Genomic DNA, 22,716 nt, shown 5'->3' with positions numbered 1-22,716 from the left:
TTGCCTGATGACCATAGCGAGTCGGTCCCACCCCTTCCCATCCCGAACAGGACCGTGAAACGACTCTACGCCGATGATAGTGCGGATTCCCGTGTGAAAGTAGGTAATCGTCAGGCTCCCTAAGCCAAGAACCCCTGCCCGAAAGGCGGGGGTTTTTGCATTTCGGCGGCGGAAATGCACTAAGGATCGGGACGGGCGGTCCGGCTGGAACTGGGGCACCGAATGCGTCGATCCAGGCACCTGCCGTTCTCGAGCGATCCGCGGCACCGTCGCCACGCAAGTCTTTAGGTGCGTTTCGCTGCGCTCCACATCAATCTGGCTGGGGCCGAAGCGCCGAAGCGCCGAAGCGCCGAAGCGTCGACTCGGGTCTCCATTGTTCTCGAGCGGTCGACAGCTCTGCGCCACTGATCAAATCGATCGAGCTGGCCCCGCACTCGTGGCTGGCGCTGGCCGAAACCCACATTCAAACATCCATCCTCCGGCTATTGCCCCCAGACAAAGTAGTACCGTCTTCAGGAGCCACACAGGCCGGCCTGTTCATCAGTGAGGAGATGCCGATGCGCGTAATTGCAGAAGAGCCGTGGAGTTGGTTCCTGTTGGAGGAGGACGGGAAGCTATATCTGGACGTACTGGTTGAACACAGCGCTGTCTCATTTAGCGTGACGTCCGAACTCAGTCCTGAACAGGCGACGCGCTACGCCCACGAAGGCATCCGTTACCTGTGCGACCTCTCGACCGCAATGCGCCAGAAGGCATTGATGCGCGAATGGTCTGCGCCACCCCTTCCTCCTGATTGGGAAGCGCGCTCAATTACTGCGATCCATGAATGGCAAAAGCGCCGCAACGGATAGCGCCGGGCACCCGATCTTCGCGATGTATCGGGTGAACGATGTTCTTGATTATCTGCGCGGCGCAATTTCGAGCGATGGCGTCGTTCTTTATCCCGAGATCCCACCGTACAAACGTTTCGACGACGTCCCGACTCAAGAAACGACGACCGTAAATTCGACCCCCGATTCAAAGTCGAGGGTTGTGGTCGAATACCGCGGGTCGTCGTCGAGGTAGTGCTTATACGGTCGAACAGCGTCCTCGGCCGTGTACATGTTGTCGGCAAGTACGACAGAACCCGGGCGCAGCAGGCGCTCGATCTGCTTGAACAGTTTCAGATAGGCATCGGCCCATACGTCGATAAAGACCATGTCGAACGTACCGTCCAGTTCGGCAACGGTCTCGAATACGTCGCCTTCCCGCGTGTCGACATAGGCGTCCAGGCCTGCCGTCCTGACGTGAGCGCGCAAATGTGCACACTTGAGCGCATCGCGTTCGGTCGCGACGACCAGGCCACGGCCCAACGTGCGCAGCGCTTCGGCGAAATACAGCGTGGACACGCCGCATGAACTGCCGAGTTCGAGGATTCTCGCCGGCCGTTGCGAGAGCACCATGTTGCGTAAAAATTTTCCCGTTTCCGGGGACACCGCCAACGACAGCGGACTGCCTTCCGAGGACTCGAAGTCGTCGCTGGACAGCCCGAACGTTTCGAGAAACCGCCCCCGCAGACGAGGGGCGATCGCTTCGTATTCCTCGGCTAACGACAGGAAATCCTCATTCGATCCCTGGAACTGCGCACGGGCGCGGGCGACGATTTCGGTTCGGCTCTCTTCGTGGAGCCGTTGCAGAAGGGCGATGGTAGGTGAAGCCATATGCGTTCCTTGAGGAGATTGATCCGGTCGACGATGTATCCAACGACTGCTTCTCCCGTCAGGGTTACTGGGCTGTCGTTCAATATCGGCGATACACGGATGGCGCTATGCCGTTCGGGCGAGCGTGATGGCGCGTTCGGGACACGCCGTCACGCAAAGTCCGCATGACCGGCAGGCATACGCATTCGGCGTGTAGGCGACCTTCATTCCATGCACGCGCAGCTTCAGGCGATGCATCAGATCGAGGCCCTGGAAATCGGTCTGGTCGATGCGTCGGATCTCGAACACGTGCTCGGGGCAAACCGCGACGCAATCGCCTTTGCCTTCGCAGCGTTTCAGATCGACGACCGGCGCAATCACCCCCGGCTGCTGTTTGCAGTCGCCCGTTGATTCATCACGCACGGTCACTCTCCCGTGGGTCGGTCGTTGCGGGATCGCCACGCGGTCCGGAAATGCTCGCGTTCCTCCGGTGTCATGGATTCCCACTTGCGCCAGTGGCGTCGACCGCGCCAGCCGTGATGTCCGCGGAATCCGCCGAACAGGATGCGGCTCAACACGAGCAGGCCCAACGCATGGGCGAAGTCGATCGTACGGGCGCCGACGAAGAGCGCCGGAATCACCCAGTTCCATAACATCATGACGACCCATCCGAGCACGCCGATCGCGACCAACACGAGCAGCGCCTTGCCTGCACATCTGATTCGGAAATTCATCTGTCGATTCCTCTAGGTGTTATCCAATTCGTCATAAATGGGCTGCAGCCGGGCACGCAAATGCAGGACCGCATAGCGTTTGCGAGCGAGCAGCGTATTGAGCGCGACACCGCTTTGCGCGGCCATCTCCTTGAAAGACTGACCCTCCAGCTCGTGTGCGATAAAGACGTCACGCTGATTCGTCGGCAACTCGTCGAGCGCATCCTGCAAGGCCTTGAGCACGAGCGTGCGAGCGTAGAGTGCTTCGGGGCCGGCATCATGCGCCGGTAGCGCGAGGTCGAGGCGATACTCGCTGTTCGCGTCATCGTCGACCTCCGACAGGTCGGCCAGCGGCTGCTCCTTCTTCTTGCGAAAACGGTCGACGATTCGGTTGCGCGCGGCACGGAAAAGCCACGCGCTCACCTGTTCAATGGGCGCTGGAAGTCGATACGCTTGTACGAACTCGTGAAACACATCCTGCAGGATGTCCTCGGCATCGTCCGGGTCGCGTATCCGGCGCCGGATAAATTTCACTAGCCTCGTTCGTTCACGCATCACTGTCGCTGTGATGTCGCGGTCCGGGTCGGTCATCATGTGCGAAGTGGGTGGCGATTCCATGCGCTTGAAGACGTTTCAGGCGCGCGAATATTGTGGCGAGCGTAAAAATCTGCAGCTGAACGCGTGGGCTTTGCGGACATACCCTTGATCGCTGACCCAGCCTGGGGAACAGGAATCGCAGGCGTCCCATCAAACATGCCTGCGAGAGAAAGGAATGGGTACCTCATCCCGTCTCTCTGCTTTGATACGCTGAACCGCATGCCTTCCTGCCGTCGCCCATGAGGAAGTCGACCGGATCGTGAGGCAGATGGATCTTCAGCCCTTCGCCGAACAGGGACGTGGCAACCGCCCGTGCATCCGGACGATCGTCGCCGGTTCATCAAGGCTCCCCGCTACGCGCTCCAGCCAGTCGGCGCGGTATCCGGTCTTGCCGGATCAGCCCCTCCGTTCCCCACTCCGAGGTTCCGTCGATCCGTTACCCACACTGGTCTGGCCAGTCAGGCCTTAAGTTCCCTCAACCGCAGTCGTTAAGTCGTTAAACAGGACGCTGCCTGTTTTCGGAGACCTCATTCATATAACGCGGTAACGGAGATCGAAGTCATCATGTTGTCCTCGATTCGTGCTCGGATACTTGCGACCTGTGTCGCCATCGTGGTCACGGCGCTGGCCGTGACAGGCGGCTTGGTCTATTACGTCGTCAAGCAACACAACGACGAGACAATCGACCAGAATCACAAGTCGATCCTCGCCGGGCATGCGCTTGCGATCAACGAATGGGTGGCCAGCAGAGGCCGGGAGACCCAGGCACTCGCGGACACGATCGCGATCGGCGAGGGCGACCCGCTGCCGGCGCTGAAGCTGCTTGGCAAGTCGGGCGGCTTCGAGGTGTTGACGCTCGGCCTGCCGGACAAGACCGCGTTCTCGAACGTGCCGCTCGCGCCCGGCTACGACCCGACAGCACGTCCATGGTACAAGCAGGCGGTCAGTGCCGGCAGCCTGGTCGTGACGGCACTCTACCGTGATGCAACGACCGGCAAGCCCGCTGTTGCGTTCGCGGTGCCGGTGGTGCGCGACGGCACGGTGAAGGGCGTGCTGGCCGCCAGCCTGTTCATGGAGAGCGTGAGCTCGATCGTGACCTCGGTACACCCGACACCCGCGAGCTTTGCATTTCTGGTGGACAAGGGCGGGCGCGTGATTGCGTCGGCCAAGACCGACCTCATCATGAAGCCGGCAACCGGTCTTTCACCTGCATTCGATGCCGACCACCTGGGCGCGCTGCAAACGGCATCCGAGCCCGTCGCCGTCGACATCGACGGCGCCACCAAGCTGGTGCGAGCACAGCCGATCGCCGGTACCGATTGGTCTCTCGTGCTCGCGCTCGACAAGGCGGACGTGACGGCCGGCATGCGCGCGGTCGCGACGACGACGCTGGCGGCAATCCTGATCGTTGCGGTGATCGCGGCCGCACTCGTCGGCGCGATGACGAACGCGGCCTTCAGGCGCATCCTGCTGGTCCGCGACGCGCTCACGGATGTCTCGAGCGGCAGCGGCGATCTGACGAAACGCCTGCCCGCGGACGGCGCGGACGAAGCCGCACAGATCGCGCATGCGTTCAACCTGTTCGCCGAAAAGATCAGTACGATCCTGCTGCAGATCCGCGAGTTCAGCGAATCCGTCAACCTCGCGAGCGCCGAGATCGCGCAGGGCAACCAGGATCTGTCGGGCCGCACCGAACATGCTGCATCGAGCTTGCAGGAAACCGCCGCTGCGCTCGAGGAAATCGCCGGCACGGCCCGCAACTCGGCCGATGCGGCGAGCCAGGTGAGCCATCTGGCGGAATCGGCGTCGGACGTCGCGGTGCGCGGCGGCGCGGTCGTCAGCGAGGTCGTTTCGACGATGAACGAGATCACGCAAGCGTCGAGCGAGATCGCCAACATCGTCGGCGTGATCGACGGCATCGCGTTCCAGACCAACATTCTCGCGTTGAACGCTGCCGTCGAGGCCGCACGTGCGAACGAGCACGGCCGAGGCTTCGCCGTCGTCGCGGGCGAAGTGCGTGCGCTCGCGCAGCGCAGCGCGCAGGCCGCCAAGGAAATCAAGCAGTTGATTCACTCATCGGTCGAGAAGATCGAGGGGGGCTCCGGGCTCGTCCAGACGGCAGGTGCGACGATGAACGAAATCGTCGAGGGCGTGCGCAGCATCACGAGCGTGATTGCGGAAATTACCGTCGCCGCCAAGGAGCAGAGCACGGGGCTCGAGCAGGTGAATCAGGCGGTGTCGCATCTCGACAATGCGACGCAGCAGAACGCGGCGCTCGTCGAGCAGTCGGCGGCGGCCGCGACGTTGCTGCGCGAGCAGGCCGCCAGGCTCGCGCAGACGGTCGGCGAGTTCAAGCTCGAGGACAGCCGTGCGATGAAGTTGCAGTCAGCCTGAGAAGAGGCGATGCCGGGTACGTCTGGCGGCGGTGCCGACGGACGTTGCAATCAGATCGTGATCCTCAAGATCGGGAAGAACCTGCCCGGGACGACGCTCGATTCCTTTTCGCCGATTTTTTCAGCGCCGAGCGCCAGATAGAACGGAACCGCATTGGGGTCCGCTTCGATCACGAAGCTTCTGATCCCTCTCGCCGCGCTTTCCCTGCGGACCTCTTCCCACAGCGCTCGGGCGACACCGCGGCCCATGTGGTCGGGATGAACGAACAGCCATCCGGGCGTCGGGCGATCCGATTCCGAAGATGCCCTGACCCAGAACCCGATGATTGCCTCGCCGGATTCCGCGACGTAACCGATCGACCCGTCGATCGTCTCCGGTGCAATCGTGAGATCGCTCTGCCACAAGTCGAGCCAGTCCTTCGGATAGCCCCAGTGCGCCTTCGAAATGCGAGCCAGTCGCGTGAGGTCGTCCGCGTCCGCGGTACGGGCAGCACGTATGGTGAATGGTGGGTGCATCTCGTCTCCTGTCATGGGCGATACCTTCGTCGAGGTATCGTCCGGCTCGCATGGACTCCATTCCGGATTTGCCGCTCGCCTGCTCGAAGGAAGGCCGAGCGCGACGCGGCTACGTGACCTGCGATGCATGCCCGGCGGCGACGCGCCAGCCGGCGGGCGATCGACGCCACAGCCGAGTATAGGCAAACACGCCGTCGAACGCCGCGCCGTCGAAATGGCCGGCGAGTGTCGCCTTCGTCGTGGTCAGGATCATCTCGCCGATCGCGCATGCGCGGGTTTCCTGCACATCGAGTCTGTCGAGACGCAGCAGCTTCGCGCGATGCGTCGCCAGGTCGTCCTCCTTCGAGATGACTTGTCCGGTCGGAACGGTGAACACCAGATCGTCGTCCAGCAACGCATCGAGCGCTTCGACATCGTTGGTCAGCATCGCGGCACGAAGCGCGGCTTCGCTGGGTTCGATGGCGGTACGGATTGCATCCATTTCAGGGCCTCGCATTGTCTCTGAAGGTTTGTGGTTCCACTCATACCGGCGAGCAACGGCAGCAACAAACATACCGCACCGACGGATACCGTCTACCGCGCGTTCGACGGCGATTGACGCCGGACGAGCATCACCACGCAGATGCCGATCGACGCAATGACGTTGACGGCCGGATAGAACGCAACCGCGACGCTCCACGTGTTCAGCGCCAGCAACGCCAGCGCGTACTTGAGCACGCACAGCGCGAAATACGCAAGGCTCTCGCTCCACGGATCGCGGAGCGTCTTGCGGACGGTCGGGCCGAGGCCTGCAAGCTCGATCAGCGTGACCAGACAGATCGAGATCGTCGGGTCGTCGGTCAGCATCCACAGCGGAATGGCCGACAGGGCCGCGATCAGGAAAAACCAGTCGATGCGTGTCCAGCCGCGCTCGCCGCGAAAGAGGCTTGCCACCAGCGTCAGAAAGCATGTAACGGCGATTGCTGCCGTGCACCACGCGGACGGCCCCGCACCTGCGACGAACTGGCCGGCAGCCGCGATCGCCGTGACGACCGACCACACGAGCCATGTGAACAGGTGCGGACGAACCGTGCGCCGGTAGATCGCGAGCGCATACGGAATCGCCGCCAGTAAAGACACGGCCGTTCCGATCGCGCCAAAGATCGAAGCGGCGCCCTGATCGACACTCATCATCGACGCATCCTCGTTCGCGCAGGCCGACCAGTATGTGGTCGGACGGGCCGGGGTGCAACGTCGTCCCGGCCTGGTGTCGCAGCGGGAGCCGCCTCGTATCGCGACAGAAGGCCGGCGCGATCGCACGCAAACAAACGGCACCGGGATCGTGACGTGGCAGGAAAACCCACTGCACGACTGCAGGATGAATAGAAATAACCTCTTCAATGAGAAGAAAAAGTGTTCTTTCAAATCTCTTTTTGATGACCGACAGTTTGCCAACCGGACGACTGCGGCGATGCGCGGCGGTCATGGGCATCGGTCGTGCCCGCTGGCGTCTTTCGTCGGGTCGAGTTCAGGCGGAGAACAACGCACAAACGCCTGGTCGTCAAAACGGAGTATTGAATGAACCCAACTTCAGCAGAAAATCATCAGCACGCGGACTGGAGACGTCTTGCGGCGCACGTGGTCCCGAGAACGCTCGCACATATCGGCGGCCGCAGCGTGCCGGCTCGAAGCGGCCGGACGTTCGCCGCGATCAACCCGGCCACGGAGGCCGTCATCGCGGAAGTCGCGTCGTGCGATGCGCCGGATGTCGACGACGCGGTACGTGCTGCGCGTCACGCGTTCGAATCCGGCGTCTGGTCGCGCTGTGCGCCGGCAGAGCGCAAGCGCGTGCTTTGCCGGCTTGGCGAACTCATCGCATCGCACGGCGCGGAACTCGCGCTGCTCGACTCGCTCAACATGGGCAAGCGTGTGGCGGATGCGTTCAGCATCGACGTGCCGGCCGCGGGCGGTCTGTTCAGCTGGTACGGCGAAGCGGTAGACAAACTGCATGGCGAAGTCGCGTCGACCGACCCCGGCAACCTCGCGGTCGTCACGCGCGAACCGCTGGGTGTCGTCGGCGCCGTGGTGCCGTGGAATTTCCCGCTCGACATGGTCGCGTGGAAGGTGGCGCCGGCGCTGGCGGCCGGCAACAGCGTCGTGCTGAAGCCGGCGGAACAATCGCCGCTGTCCGCATTGCGTCTCGCGGAACTGGCGCTCGAGGCCGGCCTGCCGCCGGGCGTGCTGAACGTCGTGCCGGGCTATGGCGAGACCGCGGGGCGCGCGCTCGGGCTGCATCCCGACGTGGACGTGCTCGCCTTCACGGGATCGACGGCCGTCGGCAAGAAATTCCTCGAGTACGCCGCGCAGTCGAACATGAAGCAGGTGTGGCTCGAGTGCGGCGGCAAGAGCCCGAACCTGGTCTTCGACGATACGGACGATCTCGACCTGGCCGCACGCAAGGCGTGCTTCGGCATTTTCTTCAACCAGGGCGAGGTGTGTTCCGCCAACTCGCGGCTGCTGGTTCAGCGTTCGATTCACGATGCGTTCGTCGACCGGCTGATTGCGCATGCCGCTGCGTTCATGCCCGGTGATCCGCTCGATCCGTCGAGCGGGATGGGCGCCATCGTCGACGAGCAGCAGCATCGACGCGTGCGCGAGTGGATTGCACGCGGCCGCGATAGCGCGACGCTCGCGATCGGTGGCGGTGCGCCGCGCGTCGACGGCAAGGGCTACTTCATCGAGCCGACGATCTTCATCGACGTGAAGCACGACGACGCCATTGCACGCGAGGAGATCTTCGGGCCGGTGCTGTCGGTGATGGCGTTCGACACCGAGGACGAGGCCGTCCGGCTCGCGAACGACTCGATCTATGGCCTTGCCGCGTCGCTCTGGACCGGCAGCCTGTCGCGCGCGCACCGTGTGTCGGGCCGGTTGCGCGCCGGCACGGTGTCCGTCAACACGGTCGATGCGCTGAGCGCACAGACGCCGTTCGGCGGGTTCCGCCAGTCGGGCTTCGGCCGCGATCTTTCGCTGCATGCGATCGACAAGTACACGGGCCTCAAGACGACCTGGATCAGTTACTGATTCGATGCGGCGGACCGCAAGCGGTTGCGCCGCGCAACACGACAACGCTTTTTATCCACAAAACGAACCGGAGACTCGCCCATGAATGCGCCCAACTTTCCGCATCGTACGACGCAGGACTATCAACGCAGCGACGCCGCGCATCACCTGCATGCATTCGTCGACCAGAAGGCGCTGAACGAGGAAGGCGCGCGCGTGATGGTGCGCGGCGAAGGTGTCCATTTATGGGACAACGACGGCAACCGCTACCTGGACGGCATGTCCGGGCTGTGGTGCACCAACGTCGGCTACGGGCGGCCGGAACTGGTCGACGCCGCCGCGCGGCAGATGAAGGAACTGTCCTACTACAACATGTTCTTTCATACGACGCACCCGTCGGTGATCGAACTGTCGGAGCGTCTGTTTGCGCTGCTCGGCAATCGCTTCAGTCATGTGGTGTATACCAATTCGGGATCCGAATCGAATGAAGTGCTGATTCGCACCGTGCGGCGGTTCTGGGACGTGATGGGCAAGCCGGGGAAGAAGGTGCTGATCGGCCGCGTGAACGGCTATCACGGGTCGACGGTGGGTAGCGCGTCGCTGGGCGGCATGGCGTTCATGCACGAAATGGGCGACCTGCCGATTCCGAACATCACGCACGTGGACGAACCGTACTGGTACGCGAATGGCGGCGACCTGAGCCCCGAGGCATTCGGCAAGCAGGCGGCGCTGTCGCTCGAGCGCAAGATCCTCGAGATCGGCGCGGACCGCGTCGCCGCGTTCGTCGCGGAGCCATTCCAGGGGGCGGGCGGGATGATCTTTCCGCCGGACGGCTACTGGCAGGAGATCGAGCGCATCTGTCGTCAGTACGACGTGCTGCTTTGCGCGGACGAAGTGATCGGTGGTTTCGGCCGGACCGGCGAGTGGTTCGCACACCGCCACTTCGGCTTCGAACCGGACCTGATCTGCATGGCCAAGGGGCTGACCTCGGGTTATGTGCCGATGGGCGGGCTGATCATGAGCCGGCGCGTCGGCGATGCGCTGGTCGACAAGGGCGGCGTCTACGCGCACGGGCTGACCTATTCGGGGCACCCGGTCGCGGCCGCCGTCGCACTGGCCAACCTCGACGTGCTCGAGCGCGAAGGCCTCGTCGAGCGGACGAAGACGGATACCGGGCCCTACCTGCAGAAGGCGCTGCGCGATGCGTTCGGCAGCCATCCGCTTGTCGGCGAGATCCAGGGCGTGGGCGCGGTCGGCGCGATCCAGTTCGCGAAGAACAAGGCAACGCGCGAGCGCTTTGCGAACGAGGCCGACCTGACCTGGCACAGCCGGACGGTCGGGTTCGAACTCGGCGCGATCGTGCGTTCGACGAACGGCCGACTGATCGTTGCGCCGCCGCTGGTGATCGATCACGCGCAAATCGATGAGCTGGTCGACACGATGCGCAAGGCTGTGGATGCCACCGCGCGCGAAGTGCTCGGGATCGACTGCTGACGGGTTGAGCGGCGCGCTTTCGCCCGATGGGAGTCGGGCGGGAGCGCACCGAACCACAGGATCCGATTCGGAGACGAGCCGACTGCGTGCGGCCACCGGAGTGGCAATCCGACAGGTTGAAGATCGGGCTTTGTGGGCGGTGGTCGCGATAAGGCAACGCGTCGCTGACCGATCATTGATAAGGAATGAAAATGGTGTGGCCGGTTTCTTGAAGCGCGTGTGCTTTGAGTCGGCCACGCATTCCGGGTTACCCGCCAGCCCCTGAATCCACGAACATCACAATAGAAACAAGGAGACGAAATGAGTCAGGGCGAGTCCGTTGCTCATCTCGAGGAAAGCACCATCCAGCCGATTCCGCTCACCGAGCGGCACGGCAGCGCGAAGGACCTGTTCACGATCTGGTTCGGGTCGAACATCATGATGCTGACGATCGTCACCGGATCGCTCTCGACCACGGTGTTCAAGCAACCGTTCTGGTGGGCGGCGCTCGCCACGCTCGTCGGCAGCCTGATCGGTGCGGTGTTCATGGCGCTGCATTCCGCGCAGGGGCCGCAGCTTGGCGTGCCGCAGATGATCCAGACCCGCGGGCAGTTCGGGTCGTTCGGTGCGCTGCTCGTGGTCGCGCTGGTCGTCGTGATGTATGTCGGCTTCTTCGCGTCGAATTGCGTGTTCGGCGGGCAGGCACTGCACAGCCTGAGTGCCGACATTCCGCTCGATGCGGGCGTCGTGGTGATCGGCCTGATCAGCCTGCTCGGATCGATCTACGGCTACAAACTGATCCACGCATATGCGCGGCTGTTGAGCTGGTGCTCGGGCAGCGTGCTCGTGCTGGCGTTCGTGTGGATCATTTTCGTGCACGGCTTGCCTGCCGATACGTTCTCGAAGCATTCGCTGAACCTGTCAGGCTTCCTGGGCGCGATGTCGGTCGCCGCGCTGTGGCAGATCGCCTATGCGCCTTACGTGTCGGACTATTCGCGCTACCTGCCGCCCGATACCGGGCCGCGCACGGCGTTCTGGTCGAGTTACTGGGGCTGCGTGCTCGGCTCGTTCTTCCCGATGCTGCTCGGTTGCCTCGTGGGCCTTGCGACGCCCGACGGCAATGTCGTGAGCGGCCTCACGGGCCTCACGCAAGGGATCAGCGTGCTCGTGATCGTCGTGCTGTCGTTCGGCATTGCTGCCAGCAATGCGATGGAACTGTATTGCGGTGCGCTGTCGGCGATTACCGTGCTGCAGACACTCTTTCCGTCGTGGTCGGGCAAGGCACGTGCGCGGGCGATTACCGCGATCGTTCTGTGCGGCGTCGCGCTCGCGATCGCGCTGTTCGGGCAGAACAATTTCCTCGCCGGTTACACGAACTTCATCCTGTTGCTGCTGTACGTGCTCGTGCCGTGGACCGCGATCAACCTCGTCGACTACTACCTCGTGTGTCACGGCGAGTACGACGTCGATTCATTCTTCCGGCAGGACGGGGGCATCTACGGACGCTTCAATACGATCGCCGTCGGTTCGTATGTCATCGGCATCGTCGCGCAGGCGCCGTTCATGGCGACCGATCTCTATACGGGAGAACTGGCGAGCCGGCTCGGCGGCGCGGATGTGTCGTGGATCGTCGGGTTGTCGCTGACGTCGCTCGTCTACTACGCGGGCTGCAAGCTGTTCTCGCGGCCGCTGCAGGGCGTTGCCGCGAGCGTTGACGGGGTTTCCCGGTGAGTCTGCGTCAGGTTACAGCACGAATGTTCGCAGGCGTTCGGCGTGGGCCGCGAGGCCGTCGAGGCCGAGGTAGTGGCTGAGCTTGCCGGTGCGGACCCGGGCGATGTCGGCGCGTAGTCAGCCGGGAACGGTCGAAGAGGGCATAGGGGGCGGTGACTGTGCCACGCGGGCTTTTCGTTTGATCGCCCGCTGCGGGCGGCACTTCTGTGCCGAGCGGGCCATTCGTGGATCTATCGATTCAGAAATGGCCCGATCCCCCCTCTAGATAATCGATTCTCCCGGATCTGATCTCGTCTCACCCGTACCTCGCGCTTGAAGAGGCTGTCGGGTAGCGCGAGGGACTGGCGGCGTTGGCCGCCGCCCTACGAGGACGGCGCGTCCAATGGCGCACTGACGCGCCGATCGCTGGAGAGCAACGGGGCGCTCTCCGGACTCAGACGGCGTTTCGCCTCGGCCGTGCGCGGTCCGCTCCCGGGCGTTGCCGCGCGCCGTTCGTCCTGTAACAACGTTCGCGGCAGCGCGAAACCCTTGAACAACGGTTGGGTGAACGGGTTGTTGGCCTTCTCGGTGCTGATGCGGTAGCGCATGCCGCCATCCGGTGCGGCAAAGCTGAGATCGATACTGGTGCTGGTGGCGCCGTTGAGGCGAGCCTGACTGAGCAAGCGATAGAGTGACCATGGGCCACGATAGACCAGTCCGCTGGCGCTGCCGCCAGCATTGACCAGGGTCATTCGGCTTTCATTGCTGGGTGCGAGCGTGTTGGGCCAGATGAGTGCAGTGCTGGTGGTGGGACCATGGTTATAGGTGATCAGTTGCCCCTCGACGCTGAGTGCGCTGCTGCGCTTGTTGGCGGCCAGGCCCAGCGGTTCGATGTAGAACTGCACGCCCAATTGACCGCGGTTGTTGAAGAAGGCGTCGCTGATCTTGTCGGCAGCCTTGAGCTGCGCAAGCACATCGTCGCGTACGAGATAACCGCCCAGGCGCTCGGAATACAACGCTTGGAGGTTGTCCTGGATGAACACGTTGAGGTACTTGTCACGGAACTGCTGCAACCTTCCCTGCGGCCCGAAGAAGGCAGTGAAGTCGTCCAGCGAGACTTCCTCGCGGCTGGCCGGGTTGAGCGGATAACGGTTGGCCAGGCGTTCACGATAGAAGCCGTACACGTCGGCATCCCAGCGCCTTTCCAACTCGCGCAATGCTTCTACGAGGACCACGTGCGAGGACTCGTTGGCCAGTTTGCCAACCTGGTGATTCAATGGCTCGGGCAGGCCACCGGCGATCCGCTGCAGGTTGGCGATGGGATCGGGGCCCTTGAGGGCGAACCGGTCCAGTACGACGCCGAGCGCGGCCTTGCCGCGATCCGGGCTGTCGTGGACGGCCCGCACGGCGTCCTGCACGACGCCGATGCTTTGCATTGTTTCGTCGAGGTACGTGGCCCGTTCGGTCTTGGCGTCGAGCAACCGGCTCATTGGTGCAAAGGCGCGCGCAATGGTGATGATCGGCAGAGGCTCGTCCGCCGTGTCGGCCGGCTGGTCCGCCTTGGCGGCCGCGATGGTAGCCTTCGCCTGACTTCCTGCCGTGTGGGCGCCGGCCACGTTGGCGGAACGGGCGCGAAGATCGCCGTTGTCGCGTACCGTTTCGACCAAGCGCTGTAGCGGCGCCGCCGGGCTGGTGACGCTATCCAGGATGGTGACGGCCTGGCCGATGTCCTGGAAGTCACGCACGGCGATGTGGTTGAGGTTGCGCTGCCAGGTGTCGATGTAGTCGCGGCTGTAGAGCGCACGGATGCGGTCGGCCAGCGCGCGCTTGTCGGCGTCCGAGTAGTCGATGTCGCGTCGTTCCCCGAGTGCCCACTGGTCGATCATGGCCAGGTCGGTGAGATCCTGACTATGCGGAGCGAAGTAGGCACGATAGCCCTTGGCGGTCAGCAGCGCGTCGATTCGACCGTCGACGGGCGGGTTGCTCCCCTTGGCAGGTGTCGTGCTTTCGGGTTCGTAGACGATGTCGTAGGCCGGCCCGATCTCGTTACGCAGATCGAGCGGGGCGGTCAGCGCCGCGCCGGCCTGGCGCCGCATCGTCATGTACACGCGCTGCGGCAGCGGGATCGTCCGCAACTCGCGTTGCACGGTTGATACGCGCTCCTGATATTGCGGCAGGCGGGCGTCGGCATATTTCATCGCATAGTCGAGATGGCTCAGCAGCGCGCGCTGTACGCCATCCTCGCCCGGGAATGCGGCTTGCCACTGCGTCGTCATCCAGTTTTCCACCACCGGCGGCCGACGATTGGGCCGATCCTCGATCATGCGGTAGACGCGCAGCGCGGCAAGTTGCGTATCGCTGTTCGCACCGGTGCCATCGAGCTGCTGCATCACACCGCTGGCCAGCGCGGGCAGGAAGCGCTGCGATAGCAACGTCAGGTAGGCCTGGTCGACCTTGGGTCCGATCGTGCGACCTTGGTACAGGCCGAAGTCGGCCACGATCGGCCACGCGTCGCGGTAGTTACCGTAGACGGCAACAGCGCTGGCGATCTGGTTCAGCGGTTGCAGCAGATTGCGGCCGCTCGGATCGAGCGCGCCGTCGATGGCATGGGTACTGAAGGCACGACTGCGCTCGAGTACGGCGAGTGCCATGTCACGGTTCAACGCGTAGTAGTGGTACCAGGCACCGATCAGCAGCACACTGCCGAGCGAAGCGACACCGAAGCGCAGGGCCAGCGCATGCTTCTTGTCGGCGATGACCCTGGGGTTATCGCCTGCGAGGCCCGATTCAGGATAGACGACGCGCTGGAACAGGTGCTGCGTAAAGTACGCCAGTGCGCGCCCGCTAGGCTGCATGACGTTGACGGGCTGGCGCAACGCATAGGCCTGCGCGGCGCTGGCGATGAAGGCGTTGTTGAGCACGCCCTGCTGGTAGACCGACGAGAAGAACATCCCGCGCGGCAGCGCCGGGGTGACATAGCGGTCGCTGCCGAGGACATCGGAGAGGAAGCCCAGCAGTATCGAGCGCAGGCCACTGAGTTGTCGGGTCAGCGAATATAGTGCTTCCCGCTGTGCCAACTCGGATACGTCGGCCAGCACGTCGAACACTTGCTCGTTCAAGCGATCGAGGAAAGTGTCGTAGTGCGTGCCCAGTTCGTCCAGCCAGGCGTCGTAATGCTGAACCGAATCGAGGGTGAAACTGAAACCGAAGATGTCCTCGCGAGCCGACCGGGGCAAGCGCGCGAACAGCGTTTCGAAGCCCTCCAGCAGGTCGAACTTGCTGAGCACCACGTACAGCGGCGGCCGTGTGCCGAGCTGCCGGCTCAGTTCGGCCAGCCGCGCGCGCAGCAGTGTCGCGAGGGCCTTGCGATCGCTCACGGCCTGGTGGGCGAGGGTTTCCAGGCTGACCATCAGCACGACACCGTTGAGCGGTCGCCGGCTGCGGTTGTGGCCGAGCCAACTGACGAAGCTGTCCCAAAGCCGTGCATGCAGGTCTTCCGGCAGCAGGCGGTGTCGCGCAGGCAGCTCGGATGGGGTACCGTCTTCGGCCTCGTCAACGTCATTGGCCTGAGCGATCCGTGGTTGGCTGATCAGCTCGCCCGGCGGATCGATCAGGACGGCTTGATCGCCCATCCACCAGTCAATGGTATAGATCTTGTCCGGGTCTTCTTGCAGGCGCCGGCTGCCGGCCTTCATTTCGCCGGTGAGAGAAAAAATCTGCCCGGACCGATTGACGAAGCTGGTCTTGCCGGCGTTTTCCTGCCCCAGCACCAGGTACCACGGCAACTGGTACAGCGCCTGTCGGCTGCCGAGGTTGCCTTGCAGCGTGGCGAGACTGTGATCGAGGTCGTGCTCCTGCGCCTGGATGTAACGCAGGCACGGATCGACCTGCCGCTCTTCGGCCTGCTGCCGCTCCGCCTCCAGCCGCTGTGTGCGTTTGCGCAGGCGCAGGGCCCACAGCAGCAGTGGCAGCACGAGCAGGACGACCGTTGCCAACATCCGTGCGGTGATGCTGCCCAGGGGGCGGTAGGTGCCCCAGTTCCACTTGGGCCCGAGCCACCAGATGGTAGTGAGTGCGAGCACCAGGAGCAGCAATGGCAGCAAAGGGGTGCCTTGCCGCCCCCAGCGCCACACGAGCCGCCCGTAACGTTGCAAATTGGACCAGATGTTCCCCATGACGATGCTCCCTTTTTAATCCTTGTGTTCTGCGCTGTCCGGCTGTTGCCGTTCGAGGAGGCTGAAGAGTTCGGGCTCCCACTCGGGAACCGACGCGCGTTGCATGGCGTGATACGCGCGGGCGCTCAGGCCATCGGCGAGCCACGTGAGACGGCGCAACCGCAGCAGTTCGGCGGCGATGCTGATGACGTGGCAGCGGTGCCGCAGGCTGGTTGCTTCCTGCTGGATCGTCTCCAACCGGCGCAGCATCGGCTCGATACCTTCGGTGTCGAGCACGCCGCGGAGCTCTTCGCTTACGGCTATGTAGTCATGCCCTGTACCGCTCGGCATGCCACTCGCCTCGGCGCCGCTGATCCACGCTTGTGTCTCTCCGTCCGCGAATGGCCGCCCATCGGCGAACTCCAGCTTGAGTAAGGCCGGTAGCCGGGTGACGAAGCGCTCGGTCGATTGGCGGATGGCCTCGGCCACCAGCGGCATTTCCAGCCGTCGGGCGATACCGGCGGCGAGGTAGCTGCCGCGCAGCCAGTAAGGAGACGAGGTCACGCTGCGCTCGACCCGTTGCAAGAGCGCGGGGTCGACGGCTTGCGTGCCGAGCGCCTTGGCGTAGCCGTCGGCGACGTCTGTCGGCACTGCCATCAACTCGGTCTGGTGGTGCCGGCGCGGTGGCGGGGCATTGGTGAGATGGGCCCACAAGGCGAACCGTCGCAGCAGATAGCCGGTCGGATCGTAGGCGTCCTGCTGGTTGATGATTTCAGCTGCGGCCAGCAGCGACTTGCGACCCTCGCGCTCATGGCCCGGCATGGGTAGCGCGGGCGTGAAGAACGCATCGGTCAGCACCTCCCTGGCGTCTGGTGTCACAAGCCTGGCGCTCGCCAGCTCCGGTGCGCGCAAGGCCTCGGCCTTTTGGCGCAGCAGGCCCTCCAGCCTGGTGAGCGTGTGTACGTCGAGCCTGGCGTGATCGGCACTGCGTTGCAGACTATCGAGTGCTGCCTGGCCTGCCTTGTAGAATTCTTCGCCGTAGCCGGTGCTCTCCAGCGAGGCCAGGCTGTCGGAAAGACGCTCCAGCAACTGCTCGACCAGCCGTCGTTTGGCCGGGTAGCCAGTGGTGCCCGGGCGCGGATAGCAGGCTTCCCAGTAGCGCTCTACCATCCCGGCCAGCACGCCGGTGGCCTCGGCCCAGCCGCGCCAGCTACGCGTGCGTGCGCGTGCGGTCAACAGATGCCCGGCGATGCGCAGGTGCTTGCACTGGCTTCGCAGGTAGGCTTGCGAGGCTTCATCGACGTACGGCCAGTCGATGGTCGGCTCCTGCAGGCTGCCGAGCTTGACCATTTCGTGGTCGATGCCCTGGAATGTGTCGTCTTCTTCGTCAAAGGTGCCGGCAGGCTGGCGCGCGTCCAGCGGCGCCAGCAGGGCATCGAGGTCCAGCGGCGGGGGCAGCTTCACCAGTGACAGGCCTCTCGTTGCTCGGCCAGTTGTTCGCGCAGCCGGCCGACGTCGAACGCCAGCCCGTCGAATGGGGCTTGGTCGCTTTCGATTCGCAGGTGCTGCGCGGGCCGGATCAGCGCGCGCAGTTGCTCGACCGCCACGAGCCCTCGTCCCGCATCGGTGACGGTGCCATCCTCGAGTACTTGCCATGGCCGGCTGTCCGAAACCGGCTTATCGTCGAGCAGCAGTCTCAGGTTGGCGCGATTGATGGGCAACGCGTCGGCCGTCAGCAGTTGCAGGCGAGAGATGTTCTGCAGGCAGCTGATGGCGAGATAGTGGCCGGGAGCAGCACCGCCCAGTGCCGGTACCGAGATGACAACCTTGTCCTGGCCTGGCAATCCGTCGGGAACGCGCATCAGCAGCGAGCCGGTATCGCCGGCACGGCGTTTGGCCTCGTTGGTTTCGACCAGGGTAACGATGTCCGGTCGCGCGACAGCGGTGCGCGCGGGCGTTTGGATCGGCGGCGCGGCTACTACCGGTGCCGCCGGTGTGCTCACCTGGGCGTCGAAACATGCCAGCCGCTCCTGCGGCGATACGATGGTCGTGCAAGTGCGGTCGGGGTGGGGGGCTGTGTGGCCACGGTCGCAACCAACCAGCGCCGCTGAGAACAGCAATGTCAAATTGAGCCATCTCATGATTGGCCATCCTCTCCATTCAGATTCCACTCCTGGCATTTGCGGGCCAGGGTGCGTTTGGGAATACCGAGGCTGAGCGCAGCCTCGCGCCGAGACCCGTCGACCTGACGCAGCCGTTCTTCGACGACAAGGCGCTCGAAGCAGATCAATGCGCCTCGCAGGTCGTCGGTGTGCATGAGCTGTTGCAGCGTCGATGCTATTGCCGATGGCGGTTCGTTCTGCACCGCCGGCACGTGTTCTCCCAGGTCCGCAAGCAGGTCGCCACGGAGATGACGGCCGGGCGCAGTGCGCTCTGCCGCGGCCAGTACCAGGCTGCGCAGTTCGCGTACGTTGCCGGGAAACGTATGTGCCTGCAGACGTGCCAGCGCACTGGCGGAGATGCCGGCGACGTTGCCCTGAGATTCACGGTTGTACTGGAGCAGTACGTGCGTCACCAACGCAGGAATGTCTTCCGGGCGTTCGCGCAAGGCCGGCAGGCGCAGCACGCGCTGACGAATGCGGAAATACAAGTCTTCGCGGAAGGCTCCGTCACGCACCAGCGCCGGCAACGCACGATGGGTGGCGCAGATCAGCCGGAAATCGGAGGCTTGTTCGCGCGTGGCACCCACCGGCCGGAATTTCTTCTCGTTCAGCAGGCGCAGCAGGGTGCCTTGTAGCGCCAGCGGCATATCCCCGATCTCGTCGAGGAACAGCGTGCCCCCATGCGCTTCCGCAACAAGTCCGGTGCGCGCCTGGGTGGCGCCGGTGTAGGCACCGCGCGTGGAGCCGAACAGCTCGGCTTCGATCAGGTCCTTGGGAATCGCCGCGCAGTTCACCGGCACAAACTTTCCGTGTCGGGACGACGCCTGGTGAATCAGCCAGGCCGCGTGGTCCTTGCCCGAGCCGGTTTCCCCGGTCAACAGCAGCGACAGCGATGAGTCGGCCAGCCGCAGCATGTCGTCTCGCAGGCTCCGAGCGACCGAACCCACTCCGACGAATTCGGCGGCCAGCAAGCGGGATGCGCGCGCACGGCCATGCTCAAGTTCGTGACACCGGTCGACGCTTTGTTGTTGCGTCTCGGCAAGGTTGGCTCCAGAAGCAGCCTGCAGGCGGGCCGACAGTACGTGATGCAACGTGGTGAGCTCCTGCCAGGCCGGATCTGCATACCAGGCGCGCAACGCAGCATCGTCACCGAACAACGCGAAGATGCCGACGACCTGATCCCGGGCACCCGGAATAGGCAGGACCAGCAGGGCGGCGCGGACGCCGAGCTGCTCGCGCAGGGTGTCGAAGCTGGCGCCGACTTCAACCAGCGTGTCCAGACGCGCGATATGGCACGGCTGGGCACTGTTCAGGCAGTACACAAGCGGATTGTCGAGCTCCCGCAGCGAGATCGCCGGAAGCGCACCGACATTGGCTGTCCGGGCCTGCGCGAGCGGTAGCAAACGATCGCCGGCGCGCTCGCGCCAGTAGCAGAGTGCTAGCGCAATACCCGTGCCATCGCAGGCGGCGCGCAGCCATCCCCCGGCCAGTGAGGCCAAGGTGCCAGCCTGCGCCCACTCACGCGCCAGCAGTACGGCTCCCACGGTATCCATGCCCGGCCCTTGTCAGTGCAACGCGGCGTGGAAAGAGCCGTCTTCCCAGCGCAGCTCGGCGCGCTGGAACGGTGTACCGAGAGCCTGTCGTTGCAGGACGGCGAGTGACAGTGGCGGCAAAAGATCGCCATCGATACTCGCGTCCAGCATGCGGGCGCCGTCCGAATGTCGCGTGCAGCGTACATGCAGCTCGGCGTGCGCGGAATTCGCGACTTCGAGGCGGGCGTTGTAACGTGCGGTGAATTGCTGCTGCAAGCGCTGTATGCGACTGTCCACGATGTCACCAAGCACGTCGTCGTCAAGGTAGCGATACGGCACCACCTGCATGCGCGCCAGCAGGGCCGGCTTGAAGAAGGCCGTCAGGCGTTTGCGCAGCGTGTCAGGATCCGGATCGGACAGCGAAGGATCGTGGTGGTCGAAGCCAAGGTTTGAGGTCAGGAAAAACAGGATGTTCTGGCAGTCGATGCGGCGACCTTCGCCATCGGCCAGTTCACCCTTGTCGAAGGCCTGGTAGAACACGTTCAGCACTTCCGGATGCGCTTTTTCCACTTCGTCCAGCAGCACCACCGAATACGGTTGCCTGCGGATGGCCTCGGTGAGCACCCCGCCTTCTCCGTAGCCGACGTAGCCGGGCGGCGCGCCCAGCAGGCGCGACACGGTGTGCTTTTCCTGGTACTCGGACATGTTGATCGTGGTCACGAAGCGCTCGCCGCCGAGCAACGCTTCGGCCACTGCCAGCGCCGTTTCGGTCTTGCCGACACCACTGGGCCCAACCAGCAGAAATACACCCATTGGCGTACCCGGTCGGCGCAGATCGGCGACAGCCGTCAACAGACGCCGATGCAGCGCTTCCAGTGCCGCGTTTTGCCCCTTGACCCGTGCGCTCAGGGTGACGGGAAACCGTTCGAGGCGCGTGAGTTGATCGCTGTTGATGGTGGTGGCCGGTATGCCGGTCCAGTCGGCGATGACTTGTGCGATCTGCTCGGCACCCACATCGGCATGCAGCAACGCGCCATTCCGCTGCAATTCGGCCAGGCGGGTGACACAGACGGGCAACTGTTGCGGAGCGTTTCCGGTCGTTTCCGCCTCGGCACGCAGGGTGACGATCATGTCGACCACGGCTTTTTGTTGCTCCCAGGCTTCGCGTGTTTCTGCGATGCACGCCTCCACGCGCTGACGGGCGTCACGCAGTACGTCGAGCCGCTTCGTCGCAGGTGTGCGGCCCGTCCGCGCATCGCGTGCGAGTTGCTCGGCTTCCGTGTCGATCTGTCGGAGTTCGTTCTCAAGTGCCGTCAGCCGGCGTGGCGGTTCGGCCAACGTGGTAGCGACGCGGGCGCAGGCGGTATCCAGCACGTCGATCGCCTTGTCGGGCAACTGCCGGCCGCTCAGGTAGCGCGCCGACAGGGCGGCGGCGGCTTGCAGCGCGTCGTCCGCGATATAGACGTTATGGGCCTGCTCATACAGGGAGCGCAAGCCGCGCAGGATGTGCACGGCGGCTTCCGGACTGGGTTCGTCCAGTTTTACCAGCTGGAAGCGCCGCGCCAGCGCGGGATCCTTTTCGAAGTATTTTTTGTATTCCGTCCACGTGGTGGCTGCGATGGTTCGTAGCGCACCACGCGCGAGCGCCGGCTTGAGCAGGTTGGCTGCATCGCTGCCGCCGGCGGTGTTGCCGGCACCAATCAGCGTATGCGCTTCGTCGATGAACAGGATGATCGGCTGCGACGCGGTCAGGACTTCATCGATGACCGCCTTCAGGCGCTTCTCGAACTCGCCCTTGACCGATGCGCCAGCCTGCAGGGCACCCAGGTCCAGCCCCCACAGGCGAATGTTGCGCAATGTCTCAGGCACGCGCCCCTGCACGATGCGCAGGGCAAGGCCTTCGACCACTGCACTCTTGCCAACACCGGCATCGCCTACAACGATCGGGTTGTTCTTGCGGCGCCGCGACAGGATGTCGATCATCAGGTCGATTTCGGCATCACGGCATAGCACCGGGTCGACATGTCCGTCGCGTGCCTGCGCGGTGAAATCGTGACCGAATCGGGCCAGTGCGCTGTCCTTGTCGCCGAGGTCGAGTCGGCGATCGACGGAGGCCGCGCCGGCGGCCTCCGTCGACGTGGCCAGCAGTGCGTCGAAGCGTTTGCGCAGCGATTCGCGGTTCACGCTATCGAGCAGATGGATGGCCGCCAGCGGCAGGTAGCGGCCAGGATTGAGCAGCGTGGCGAGCAACAGGGCGCCGCTGCGTATCTGCGTTTGCCCGAGCTCGACTGAACCGAGTAGCCATGCCTCCTGCAGCAGCTCGACCAGCAGTGGCGAGAAGGACGGATACTGGGCATGCCCGCCATCTCCCGTCGGGAATGCAGTGGACAGCGCGTGCCTGATTGCGTCGAGGTCGATGTCCGCATCGCGCATGACGATGTGGACATCACATTGGGGCATTTCCAATAGTTTGAACAACAGATGAGGCACCGTGACTTCGGCCCCGCGTTGCCCGATACAAAGGCTACCTGCCTCTTCCAAGGCTTGTCGGCATAGCGGATTGAGACGCTCGAAAAGCGCGGAAAGATCCACAGTGATCATGTAATAGACATCTCCATTAACAGGAGAGGCTTTTCTCAAAAAGCACAATCCTTATCAATCAATTCGAATGCTTCGTTTGGTTGGGCCGCCAATCTCTTTTTCGGAAATTTATTGCGTTGGTTGGCGGGTAAATGGCCTGCTATA

General features: G+C 63.8%; 17 protein-coding genes and 1 rRNA gene. 6 read left to right on the top strand and 12 right to left on the bottom strand.

Annotation, left to right across the window (positions count from 1 at the left end):
* The first annotated feature begins 3 nt into the window (after positions 1-3).
* Positions 4-116 (top strand): 5S ribosomal RNA (gene rrf / locus G3O00_RS14805).
* Positions 117-557: 441 nt separating this feature from the next.
* Positions 558-851: a hypothetical protein gene (locus G3O00_RS14800; RefSeq protein WP_206143419.1), complete on the top strand. Its 294-nt coding sequence runs from the start codon at positions 558-560 to the stop codon at positions 849-851.
* Between the two features lie 132 nt (positions 852-983).
* Here G3O00_RS14800 and G3O00_RS14795 read toward each other — a convergent pair whose 3' ends face one another.
* From G3O00_RS14795 to G3O00_RS14780, 4 genes are all read right to left on the bottom strand, one after another.
* On the bottom strand, positions 984-1,700 hold the full coding sequence (locus G3O00_RS14795; RefSeq protein ID WP_206143418.1) for a class I SAM-dependent methyltransferase: 717 nt from the start codon (positions 1,698-1,700) through the stop codon (positions 984-986).
* Positions 1,701-1,805: 105 nt separating this feature from the next.
* Entirely contained in the window at positions 1,806-2,102 is a 297-nt protein-coding gene (locus G3O00_RS14790) for a ferredoxin family protein (protein WP_081436543.1), read from the bottom strand.
* A gap of 2 nt (positions 2,103-2,104) precedes the next feature.
* A complete protein-coding gene (locus G3O00_RS14785; RefSeq protein ID WP_206143417.1) occupies positions 2,105-2,413 on the bottom strand; it encodes a hypothetical protein in 309 nt (102 codons plus the stop codon).
* Between the two features lie 12 nt (positions 2,414-2,425).
* Entirely contained in the window at positions 2,426-3,010 is a 585-nt protein-coding gene (locus G3O00_RS14780) for a sigma-70 family RNA polymerase sigma factor (protein ID WP_011349334.1), read from the bottom strand.
* Positions 3,011-3,553: 543 nt separating this feature from the next.
* Between G3O00_RS14780 and G3O00_RS14775 the strand changes: the two genes are divergently transcribed.
* Entirely contained in the window at positions 3,554-5,383 is a 1,830-nt protein-coding gene (locus tag G3O00_RS14775; RefSeq protein ID WP_206143416.1) for a methyl-accepting chemotaxis protein, read from the top strand.
* 50 nt (positions 5,384-5,433) lie between these two features.
* Here G3O00_RS14775 and G3O00_RS14770 read toward each other — a convergent pair whose 3' ends face one another.
* The 3 genes from G3O00_RS14770 to G3O00_RS14760 all read right to left on the bottom strand — a co-directional run bounded on the left by G3O00_RS14770 (position 5,434) and on the right by G3O00_RS14760 (position 7,071).
* The gene (locus G3O00_RS14770) at positions 5,434-5,898 is read right to left on the bottom strand and encodes a GNAT family N-acetyltransferase (RefSeq protein ID WP_011349336.1); all 465 of its coding nucleotides are present in this window, start codon (positions 5,896-5,898) and stop codon (positions 5,434-5,436) included.
* Between the two features lie 109 nt (positions 5,899-6,007).
* Positions 6,008-6,379 (bottom strand): nuclear transport factor 2 family protein, encoded by a 372-nt coding sequence (locus tag G3O00_RS14765; RefSeq protein ID WP_206143415.1) that lies wholly within the window; start codon positions 6,377-6,379, stop codon positions 6,008-6,010.
* 92 nt (positions 6,380-6,471) lie between these two features.
* The gene (locus tag G3O00_RS14760) at positions 6,472-7,071 is read right to left on the bottom strand and encodes a hypothetical protein (RefSeq protein ID WP_206143414.1); all 600 of its coding nucleotides are present in this window, start codon (positions 7,069-7,071) and stop codon (positions 6,472-6,474) included.
* Positions 7,072-7,455: 384 nt separating this feature from the next.
* Between G3O00_RS14760 and G3O00_RS14755 the strand changes: the two genes are divergently transcribed.
* The 3 genes from G3O00_RS14755 to G3O00_RS14745 all read left to right on the top strand — a co-directional run bounded on the left by G3O00_RS14755 (position 7,456) and on the right by G3O00_RS14745 (position 12,144).
* Positions 7,456-8,961: an aldehyde dehydrogenase gene (locus G3O00_RS14755; RefSeq protein WP_206143413.1), complete on the top strand. Its 1,506-nt coding sequence runs from the start codon at positions 7,456-7,458 to the stop codon at positions 8,959-8,961.
* Positions 8,962-9,042: 81 nt separating this feature from the next.
* Positions 9,043-10,434 carry an aspartate aminotransferase family protein gene (locus tag G3O00_RS14750; RefSeq protein WP_206143412.1) on the top strand — a complete coding sequence of 464 codons (1,392 nt, stop codon included), beginning with the start codon at positions 9,043-9,045 and terminating at the stop codon, positions 10,432-10,434.
* A gap of 300 nt (positions 10,435-10,734) precedes the next feature.
* A complete protein-coding gene (locus G3O00_RS14745; protein ID WP_206143411.1) occupies positions 10,735-12,144 on the top strand; it encodes a cytosine permease in 1,410 nt (469 codons plus the stop codon).
* 362 nt (positions 12,145-12,506) lie between these two features.
* Here G3O00_RS14745 and tssM read toward each other — a convergent pair whose 3' ends face one another.
* The 5 genes from tssM to tssH are packed head-to-tail and all read right to left on the bottom strand — an operon-like array spanning position 12,507 to position 22,572.
* Positions 12,507-16,298, bottom strand: a complete 3,792-nt coding sequence (gene tssM, locus G3O00_RS14740) for a type VI secretion system membrane subunit TssM (RefSeq protein ID WP_206143410.1) — start codon at positions 16,296-16,298, stop codon at positions 12,507-12,509.
* A gap of 15 nt (positions 16,299-16,313) precedes the next feature.
* Entirely contained in the window at positions 16,314-17,741 is a 1,428-nt protein-coding gene (gene tssA / locus G3O00_RS14735) for a type VI secretion system protein TssA (protein WP_206143409.1), read from the bottom strand.
* Positions 17,738-18,418 (bottom strand): type VI secretion system-associated protein VasI, encoded by a 681-nt coding sequence (gene vasI, locus G3O00_RS14730; RefSeq protein WP_206143408.1) that lies wholly within the window; start codon positions 18,416-18,418, stop codon positions 17,738-17,740. The genes tssA and vasI overlap by 4 nt, the downstream gene beginning before the upstream one ends.
* A complete protein-coding gene (locus G3O00_RS14725; RefSeq protein ID WP_206143407.1) occupies positions 18,415-19,992 on the bottom strand; it encodes a sigma 54-interacting transcriptional regulator in 1,578 nt (525 codons plus the stop codon). The genes vasI and G3O00_RS14725 overlap by 4 nt, the downstream gene beginning before the upstream one ends.
* Before the next feature lie 12 nt (positions 19,993-20,004).
* Positions 20,005-22,572: a type VI secretion system ATPase TssH gene (gene tssH, locus G3O00_RS14720; protein ID WP_206143406.1), complete on the bottom strand. Its 2,568-nt coding sequence runs from the start codon at positions 22,570-22,572 to the stop codon at positions 20,005-20,007.
* Positions 22,573-22,716 lie beyond the last annotated feature (144 nt).

Source organism: Burkholderia sp. Ac-20384, assembly GCF_017104605.1.
GTDB lineage: Bacteria > Pseudomonadota > Gammaproteobacteria > Burkholderiales > Burkholderiaceae > Burkholderia > Burkholderia lata.
The sequence above is the reverse complement of the archived record's forward strand: the minus strand, read 5'-3'. Positions and strand labels throughout refer to the sequence as shown.